The organism is Mesorhizobium sp. M0522 (assembly GCF_040321085.1).
Classification (GTDB): domain Bacteria; phylum Pseudomonadota; class Alphaproteobacteria; order Rhizobiales; family Rhizobiaceae; genus Mesorhizobium.
In genome coordinates this window covers 316,929-325,978 of the sequence record NZ_JAMYQW010000004.1, presented here as the reverse complement: position 1 = coordinate 325,978, position 9,050 = coordinate 316,929, and the positions used below count along the sequence as shown (strand labels likewise).

The window sequence follows — 9,050 nt, the reverse complement described above, 5'->3', positions numbered from 1 at the left end:
ACTTCATGCTCGGAGGCCGATGGCCGTCCGTCACCCCTGATCGATTAAAGCCTCACCGACGCTGCCAACGAAGCTCACGCCTCAAACCCCGCGCCCCTCCCGCGAGCGGGTTCGTTCGCTGGCGCATTGTTGCCATCTCCGTCACAGCGGCAGTCTTCGAAACGGCACAACGGCGTCGTGGTCAAGGTGCGAGGCAAACAGCGCTTACGCTGCGCGTCGAGGAAAACGAACAGGTTTGCGGTGCCGTTGCGTTTGTACTCGCAGTCGTAGCGCTCCAGTCGCCGCCGCCATGGTCGATGATGCGCGTCGTCGCCTTTTCCAGGCGAAGTCTAGCCTCGGCGCACCCCGAGAGTTGGGAGGCATCCCTTATGACGAGGACGCGCTCGATCGCTTCCGTCGTCTCGAATAGTTCTGCGGCCAACGCCACATGCAGCGCTTCTTCAGCGTCACCGCGCCTTCCGTCCATCAGATGGTGCTCACCCTCGAGCGGGCCGGATTGATCCGCAGGCACCGGGCCTCGCGCGCAGCATTGAACTGCTCGTCAAACCCGATATCCTACCCAGGCTACAACCCATCGAACCCGTCGAATCCTCTGTGCAGGGGTACTAGACGATGTTAGCCTTTCCGGCTGCGCTCGATGAACTTGTTGAAGCGGCTGGTCTTTCCGCCGCTGGTCTCATCCTGGTAGAGGAAGGCTAGTTCGTTCTCATCGAAGATCCTGAAGAACTCGTCCCATTCAACGGGCTCGAACGTCTCTTCAGGCTCGCCGAAGTCGATGCGCAGTATGCCGCCCTCGCCCTTGGTGCGCACCACCGCCGGCCGCCCGTCGCGATCCTCGGCCCAACGGCGGATTTCGTCGTGATCGGTGGTCGTCTTCGATTCAGACATCGCAATCTCCCTTCGATTCCACCGCAGACCGCGAGACCCCGCGTTGCCGGTCTGCCTCCACACAACCAGCAGATGCATCGCTGCCCGGCATGTGCGCGCGGTTGGTCGAACATAGCTCCTAACACCAAGCAGCCTTCGATGTTCCCACGCCTGGTTGAACTTACCCCTGCGAGCCTCCTGAACTTTGTTGAAGCAAGGGAACAAACCTTTCGCCCGGAAGTTTGGGGCGGCAAAGCCATTCGTATGAGGAGTTGTCGTGAAACGTATACTGGTCACGGGAGGCTGCGGTTTTATCGGCCGCCACGTCACCCAGGAACTCGTTGAACATGGCTATGGGGTTTCAATTCTCGATGCGCTGCTGGACCAGGTGCATGGTGGCGAGGCAATCAGCCTGCCGCCAGGCGCCAAGCTGATCAAAGGCGACGTTCGCGATCGCGACGCCATCGCAGAGGCGGTCGACGATGTCGACGCGATCATTCACCTGGCGGCTGAAGTGGGTGTCGGACAGTCCATGTACGAGATCGCCCGCTATGTCGGCGCCAACGACCTCGGCACCGCCACGTTGCTGGAAGCGCTGATCAAACGCCCGATCGAACGGATCGTCGTTGCTTCATCGATGAGCGTCTATGGCGAGGGTCTCTATGCGACGCCGGACGGCCGGCGCATCGACAATGCAAGACGGCAGCCGGACGACATCCGTAGCGGCCAATGGAATCCCCTGTCGCCGGAAGGTGAAGTCCTGTCGCCGCTGCCGACCGACGAACAGAAACCGGTCGATCTCGCCTCGATTTACGCGCTGACGAAATACGCCCAGGAACGCGCCGTACTGATCTTCGGCGAGGCCTACGGCGTCGATGCGGTGGCGCTGCGCCTGTTCAATGTCTTCGGCGCCGGACAGGCGCTCTCGAACCCGTATACCGGCGTCCTGGCGAACTTCGCCTCGCGCATCGCCAATGGCCAGCGGCCGCTGATTTTCGAAGACGGCGAACAGCAGCGCGACTTCGTTCATGTACGCGATGTCGCCCTCGCCTTCCGGCTGGCGCTGGAACAGCCCCAGGCGCGCGGCCACGTCATCAACATCGGCAGCGGGCGAGCCTACGCGGTCAGCGACGTCGCCCGGCTGCTCGCCGAAGCAATGGGCGTGCCTGGCCGCCAGCCGGAAATCCTCGGCAAGGCACGCTCCGGCGATATCCGCAACTGCTTTGCCGACATCTCCAAGGCGCGCGAACTGCTCGGCTTCCAGCCGCAGCACCGGCTGGAGCATTCGCTCGGCGATTTCGTCGCCTGGGTGCGTAACACGGTCGCCATCGATCGCAGCGCCGAGATGAAGCGGGAACTCGAAGCGCGAGGGCTGGTATCATGAGACCGGATTCACGCAATTTTCGCGAAGCGCCCGTCGCCATTATCGGCGGCAGCGGCTTCATCGGCTCGAACCTCGCCGACAGCCTGTTGTCGGACGGCGAGCCGGTGCTGGTCATCGACAATCTGAGCCGTCCCGGCGTCGAACAGAACCTGGAATGGCTGACGCAAAAGCACGGCAACCGCCTCGCCGTCGAAATCGCCGATGTCCGTGACGCCGAGGCGCTGATGCCGCTGGTGGCGCGTTCGAAGGCGGTTTTCCACTTTGCCGCGCAGACCGCCGTCACCACGAGCCTGGTTCGGCCGGACGAGGATTTCGACATCAACCTGCGCGGGACGTTCAACGTCCTGGAAGCCGCTCGCCGCAGCGGCAAGCGCATCCCCGTCGTTTTCGCCAGCACCAACAAGGTCTATGGCCGCCTCGCCGACCTTGCTATGCGCGAAGAAGACGGCAGATACGCGCCTCGCGACGCGGGCATCCGAGCGCACGGCGTCGACGAGACGCGCGGCCTCGATTTCTGCACGCCCTATGGCTGCTCCAAGGGCGCAGCGGACCAGTATGTCCTCGATTACGCCAAGTCATACGATCTGCCGACGGCGGTGCTGCGCATGAGCTGCATCTATGGACCGCGCCAGTTCGGCACGGAGGATCAGGGCTGGGTCGCCCATTTCCTGCTTAACGCGTTCTCCGACCGGCCGATCACCATCTACGGTGACGGCAAGCAGGTGCGCGACATCCTCCATGTTGCCGACGCGGTCGCGGCTTACCGCGCCGTGCTCGACCGGATCGAGGCGATCAAGGGCCAAGCATTCAATCTCGGCGGCGGACCGGAAAACGCCGTCAGCCTGCGCATGCTGCTGAAGGAGATTTGCGACATAACGAAACGGGACGTTCCGATTCGTTACGACCGCGAACGCACCGGCGACCAACCGTTCTTCGTCGCCGACACACGCGCGATCGAGGCGGCGCTGGGGTGGAAAGCGCACGTCCCGTGGCAAAACGGCATCCGCGACCTCGCCGACTGGCTGCAGCGTCATCGCCTCGACCCGCATCCCGAACCGGCGAGGTACGTGGCATGAGGGTCGCTCTGGTCAATCCGTCCTGGACGTACCAGGACAGCATCTATTTCGGCTGCCGCCAGCCGCATCTGCCGCTCGAACTCGGCTATTCGAAAGCGCTGCTCGAAGCAGCCGGCCACGAGGTGCTGATGCTGGACGGGCAGATCCAGAAGCTCGACAACGCCGCGCTCGCCGATCGCGTCGCCGCATTCGAGCCTGACATGACCGTCGTCAGCACCGCGCCGACCTACCTGTTCTGGCGCTGCGCACCGCCCGAGTTGCGCGTGCCGGCCGATTTCCTCAATCATCTTGCCGGGCGCGGCGGTCGCACCGCCGCCGTCGGGCCGCATGGCTCTGCGACGCCGACGCCGACTTTGCGCAAGCTTGGCGTCGACATTGTCGTGCGCGGCGAATGCGAGGAAGTGGTCGCGGAACTTGCCCGGCGCGACGACTGGAGCGCGGTGCCGTCCACCGCCCGTTTCGAGAACGGAAAACTGGTCTCGAACGGCGGCGTCCATGCGAGTTCGTTCATCGATCACCCACCGCTCGAATGGCCGTCGGACTGGATTGCCGCGCATTCGCACCACCATCACCGCTTCGACGACAACCAGGTCGGTTTCGGTGCGGAGGTCGAGGCGTCGCGCGGCTGCCCGTATAATTGCAGCTTCTGCGCCAAGATCGATTTCCGCGATGCCTATCGCCGCCGGAACCAGGAAGCAGTGATCGCCGAGATCGACCGGCTGATCGCACAGGGCGTCGGCTACATCTACTTCATCGACGAGATCTTCCTGCCGCAAAAGGCTTTGCTGGAGGCACTGGTCGATCGCGATGTGAAGTTCGGCGTGCAGACCCGTATCGACCTCTGGAAACCGGAACTGCTGAGACTGCTCGGCGCCGCCGGCTGCGTCTCCATAGAGGCGGGGCTCGAAAGCCTGACGGTGGAAGGCCGCGCCATGCTGGCAAAACGCTGCCGGCTGGGCACCGAGGAGCTGGCCGCGCTGCTGGTCGACGCAAGGCGCCACGTGCCGTTCGTGCAGGCCAACCTGATCGGCGTGGTCGAGGACGATCCCGCGCTGGTCGACTATTGGCGAAAGCACCTGATCGACAACGGTGTTTGGGCCAACGAACCGGTGCCGCTTTATCCTTATCCGAGTTCGCCGAGCTACCGCGAACTTTGGGGCGAGCCGGACGATCTCGCCTGGGAGCGCGCGCATGAACATTATCTCGCATCCTTCCGAACGTTCAGCGACATCCAGGAGAAGCGTCCGCGTCCGCTGGCCGAATTGGAGGCCACATGTTGCGGACACTGAGCCCGCGGCCGCGCCGCATCCTGATGACTGTCGATGCCGTTGGCGGCGTCTGGCGCTATGCGCTCGATCTGGCCAGACAACTGGTCGCCGGCGGGGACAGCGTCGTGCTTGCCGGGCTTGGTCCGGAACCGTCCAGGCAGCAGGCCGAGGAGGCCCAGTCGTTTGCAGCGCTGACATGGCTCAACACGCCGCCGGACTGGATGACCCGCAACGAGCACGACCTCGACACACTGCAGCAGGAGCTGCACCCGCTCATACGTGACTACGCCGTCGAAATCGTCCATCTCAACGCGCCGACGCAGGCCGCGGGGCTCGACGTGCCCTGCCCCGTCGTGGCGGTGTCGCATTCCTGCGTGGTGACATGGTTCCACGCCGTCAAGGGACAGGCGGCGGACGGCGAATGGGCCTGGCAGAAGGACCGCAACCGGCGCGGTTTCGACAAAGCAGGCATTGTCGTTGCACCCAGCCGCAGCCATGCCGACATGCTCGAAACCTGCTACGGGCCGATCGCCCGCCTGAGCGTCGTCGGCAACGGGGCGCGGCCCGGCGCGAAGAGCGAAAGACGGGAATCGGTCGCTTTCGCCGCCGCGCGCTGGTGGGACGAAGGAAAGAATGCGGCGGTGCTGGACCAGGCCGCCTCCCTGACGCAATGGCCGGTCTTCGTCGCCGGCTCGCAGCAAGGCCCGGACGGCCAGCATGTTGGCTTCAGTCACGCCGTTCCCGTCGGACCGGTGCCACATGAGGAAGTGCGCTCGCTGATGGCGCGGGCCGGTATCTTCGTATCGCCGTCGCTCTACGAACCGTTCGGCCTGGCCACGCTGGAAGCCGCAATGTCGGCAACGCCCTTGGTGCTCGCCGATATCGCGACCTACCAGGAACTGTGGGACGGCGCGGCCCTGTTCTACGACGTGCGCGATCCGAGTGATCTCGCCAGCTGCATCAATGGCCTTTGCAATGACGCGCAGCGCCGGCGAGAGCTCGGTGAGGCGGCGGCGCGCCGAAGCCGCAGATTTTCACTGGCAAGGCAGGCGACCGCCATGCGCGGCGTCTACGACAAGGCGGCCCTGGCCACCATGGCGGATAATTGATTATGCGATTTTTATTCTACACCCATTCGATCGTTTCCGACTGGAACCACGGCAACGCACATTTCCTGCGCGGCATCATGCGCGAGCTGGTCGCGCGCGGGCACCAGGCTATCGCGCTGGAGCCCGCCGACGGCTGGAGCCGGTCGAACCTGCTGGCCGAGAAAGGGTCCTTCGCAATCGAGCGATTCCGGAAGGACTTTCCCGAGTTGATGCCGGTCACCTATGACGCCGCCTTCGACCACGAAGCCTGGATCTCCGACGCCGATGTGGTGATCGTGCATGAGTGGACCGAGCCGGCCCTTGTTGCGCGGCTGGGCAGGGCGAAAGCAACTGGCGGCCGTTTCACGCTGCTGTTCCACGACACGCACCATCGCGCCATCTCGGCAACGCAAGCGATTTCTGCCTTGCAGCTTGAACATTACGACGGCGTGCTCGCCTTTGGGGAGGCCCTGCGGGAAAGCTATCTTCGCGCCGGATGGGGCAAGCGGGTCTTTACCTGGCACGAGGCAGCCGATGACCATCTGTTCCAGCCCCATCCTGAAATCGAGCGCAGCGCCGACCTGATCTGGATCGGCAATTGGGGCGACGACGAGCGCAGCGCCGAAATCAGGGAATTCCTGGTCGAGCCGGTGCGTGAGCTCGGATTGAGCGGCACTGTCCACGGCGTTCGCTATCCACGGGAAGCGCTCGCCGACCTTGCGGCCGCCGGCCTGCACTACGAAGGTTGGATCGCCAACGCCGACGTGCCGAAGGCGTTTGCAGCAAACCGCATCACAGTGCACATCCCCAGGCGTCCATACCGCGAAAGCCTGCCCGGCATCCCGACCATCCGCATGTTCGAGGCGCTCGCCTGCGGCATCCCGCTCGTTTCGGCGCCGTGGTCCGATGTCGAACGCCTGTTCAGGCCCGGCGTAGATTTTCTGTTTGCAAACAACGGTTCCGAGATGCGGCGTCATCTTCGCGCCGTGCTGCACGACGCGGATCTCGCCGCTTCTCTGGCGACATCGGGCCTCGAGACCATCCGCTTGCGGCACACATGCCGGCACCGGGCGGATCAATTGTTCGGCGTGCTCGCCGAATGCGGGCGCCGCCAAGCCGCGGACACGATCCTTGCAACGGAGGCCGCCGAATGAAGATTGCATTTTACGGGTCAAGCCTGCTGTCGTCCTACTGGAACGGCGCGGCCACCTATTACCGCGGACTGCTCAAGGCCCTGGCAAGGCTCGGCTATGACATCACCTTCTACGAGCCGGACGTCTACGATCGCCAGAAGAACCGCGATATCGAGGCGCCGGACTGGTGTGCCGTCGTCGTCTACAAGGCCACTCCGCATGCCATGATGCAGGTGGCGGCGCGGGCGGCGGAGGCAGATATCGTCGTCAAGGCGAGCGGCGTCGGTTTCGCCGACGACGCGCTGTTGCGGGCGGTGCTCGATCACGCCCGTGCCGATGCGCTCACCGTATTCTGGGATGTCGATGCGCCGGCGACGCTTGGCCAGTTGCGCGACGAGCCCGACCATCCGCTGCATCGCGCGCTGCAGGAAATCGACCTCGTGCTGACCTATGGCGGCGGCGACCCGGTGGTCTGGGCCTATCGGGCAATGGGGGCGGCCGAATGCGTGCCGATCTACAACGCGCTCGATCCGGAAACGCATCATCCGGTCGGCAAGGATATGCGCTTTGCGTGCGATCTCGCCTTTCTCGGCAACCGGCTGCCGGATCGCGAGGCGCGCGTCGAGGCCTTCTTCCTCGACCCGGCCCTCCGCTCGGCCGATCAGCGCTTCCTGCTCGGCGGATCGGGCTGGGGCGACAAGCAGATGCCCGCCAATGTCCGATGGCTCGGCCATGTCGGCACGCGTGACCACAATGCATTGAACGTCACGGCCAAGGCGGTGCTGAACATCAGCCGCGACAGCATGGCGGCCAATGGCTTTTCACCTGCGACGCGCGTTTTTGAGGCGGCGGGCGCCGGCGCATGCCTCATCACCGACGCCTGGCTCGGCGTGGACCTGTTCCTGAAACCCGGCGAGGAAATCCTGGTCGCGCGCGATGGCGAGGACGTCGCCGAGATCATGCAAAGCCTTAGTGCCGAACGGGCTAAGGCGATCGGGACATCGGCGCTTCGGCGCGTGCTTGGCGAACATACCTATACGACACGTGCCGTTCTAGCCGACGCCATCTTCAGGCGCCATTTCGAGCGTCCGACCGTGGAGGCGGCCGAATGACGAAGCCGCTCGACATCGTCTTTCTTGGCCTGTCGCTCTCCTCATCCTGGGGAAACGGCCACGCCACCACCTTTCGGGGGCTGCTTAAAGGTCTCCACGAACTCGGTCACCGCGTCACTTTTCTCGAACGCGACGTGCCGTGGTACGCAAGTCACCGGGATCTGCGCGATCCCGATTTCTGCGCCTTGCGCTACTACGAAACGACCGATGATCTTCGCCGCAATTTTGCGCGCTGCCTGCGCGATGCCGATATCGTGGTCGTCGGCTCCTTCGTTCCCGAAGGCCCTGAAATCATCGACGTCGTGGCATCGCTGTGCATGGGTCAGTTCTGCTTCTACGACATCGACACGCCGATCACTCTGGCAAAGCTTTCGACCGATGATTGCGAGTACATTGCCAGGCGGCAGGTCCCGTATTTCGACGTCTACTTCTCCTTCACCGGCGGGCCGACGCTTGCCCGTCTGACGGCGGAATTCGGCGCGAGGCGGGCCGAGCCGCTCTACTGCTCCGTCGACCCGGAACGGCATCACGGAACCGGTGATCCAATCCGCTGGGATCTCGGCTATCTCGGCACCTACAGCCCCGACCGCCAGGCGACGCTGGAGGCCCTGCTGTTCGAACCGGCGCGTCGCATGCCGGAGCGCCGCTTCGTCGTGGCAGGCTCGCAATATCCGCGCGAAATCGCCTGGCCGGACAATGTGGATCGCATCGAACACCTGCCGCCGGCAGATCACGCCGCCTTTTACAGCCGCCAACGCTATACGTTGAACGTCACGCGCAGTTCCATGATCGCGGCCGGATGGTCGCCCAGCGTGCGCCTCTTCGAGGCAGCCGCCTGCGGCACGGCGATCATCAGCGATAGCTGGGCGGGACTGGACAGCCTGTTTCCGGGGCAAACGATCCACACGGCGCGCAGGACCGAGGACGTGATCGGCATCCTGTCTGGGGAATCCGACAGCGCCCGGCTTGCCATGGCCAGGCAGGCGCGCCTGCTCATCCTCGCGGCTCACACAAGCATCGCAAGAGCGCGCGAATTCGTTTCGCTGCTGGCGCAGGCCAAATCGCCACGTTCTGTTCTCGATCTGGACGTCGAGAGCGCAGCATGACCCGCAGACGGGAGAA

Annotated in this window: 9 protein-coding genes; 7 read left to right on the top strand and 2 right to left on the bottom strand. The window is 64.2% G+C overall.

Annotation, left to right across the window (positions count from 1 at the left end):
• Positions 1 to 181: 181 nt before the first annotated feature.
• Positions 182 to 511, bottom strand: a complete 330-nt coding sequence (locus NKI58_RS08315; protein WP_352623194.1) for a hypothetical protein — start codon at positions 509 to 511, stop codon at positions 182 to 184.
• Between the two features lie 104 nt (positions 512 to 615).
• A complete protein-coding gene (locus NKI58_RS08310) occupies positions 616 to 888 on the bottom strand; it encodes a hypothetical protein (protein ID WP_352623193.1) in 273 nt (90 codons plus the stop codon).
• Positions 889 to 1,144: 256 nt separating this feature from the next.
• Here NKI58_RS08310 and NKI58_RS08305 point away from each other — a divergent pair, with 256 nt between their 5' ends.
• Genes NKI58_RS08305 through NKI58_RS08275 form a run of 7 tightly spaced genes read left to right on the top strand, consistent with a single transcriptional unit; the run spans position 1,145 to position 9,034 of the window.
• Positions 1,145 to 2,251, top strand: a complete 1,107-nt coding sequence (locus NKI58_RS08305) for an NAD-dependent epimerase/dehydratase family protein (protein ID WP_352623192.1) — start codon at positions 1,145 to 1,147, stop codon at positions 2,249 to 2,251.
• The gene (locus tag NKI58_RS08300; RefSeq protein WP_352623191.1) at positions 2,248 to 3,327 is read left to right on the top strand and encodes an NAD-dependent epimerase/dehydratase family protein; all 1,080 of its coding nucleotides are present in this window, start codon (positions 2,248 to 2,250) and stop codon (positions 3,325 to 3,327) included. The genes NKI58_RS08305 and NKI58_RS08300 overlap by 4 nt, the downstream gene beginning before the upstream one ends.
• Positions 3,324 to 4,616 (top strand): TIGR04295 family B12-binding domain-containing radical SAM protein, encoded by a 1,293-nt coding sequence (locus NKI58_RS08295; RefSeq protein ID WP_352623190.1) that lies wholly within the window; start codon positions 3,324 to 3,326, stop codon positions 4,614 to 4,616. The genes NKI58_RS08300 and NKI58_RS08295 overlap by 4 nt, the downstream gene beginning before the upstream one ends.
• Positions 4,601 to 5,704, top strand: coding sequence for a glycosyltransferase family 4 protein (locus NKI58_RS08290; RefSeq protein ID WP_352623189.1), 1,104 nt, complete (start codon positions 4,601 to 4,603; stop codon positions 5,702 to 5,704). Before NKI58_RS08295 ends, NKI58_RS08290 begins: the two co-directional genes overlap by 16 nt.
• Positions 5,705 to 5,706: 2 nt before the next feature.
• The gene (locus NKI58_RS08285) at positions 5,707 to 6,837 is read left to right on the top strand and encodes a CgeB family protein (protein ID WP_352623188.1); all 1,131 of its coding nucleotides are present in this window, start codon (positions 5,707 to 5,709) and stop codon (positions 6,835 to 6,837) included.
• A complete protein-coding gene (locus NKI58_RS08280; RefSeq protein ID WP_352824171.1) occupies positions 6,834 to 7,928 on the top strand; it encodes a CgeB family protein in 1,095 nt (364 codons plus the stop codon). The genes NKI58_RS08285 and NKI58_RS08280 overlap by 4 nt, the downstream gene beginning before the upstream one ends.
• Positions 7,925 to 9,034 carry a CgeB family protein gene (locus NKI58_RS08275; protein ID WP_352623186.1) on the top strand — a complete coding sequence of 370 codons (1,110 nt, stop codon included), beginning with the start codon at positions 7,925 to 7,927 and terminating at the stop codon, positions 9,032 to 9,034. The genes NKI58_RS08280 and NKI58_RS08275 overlap by 4 nt, the downstream gene beginning before the upstream one ends.
• Positions 9,035 to 9,050 lie beyond the last annotated feature (16 nt).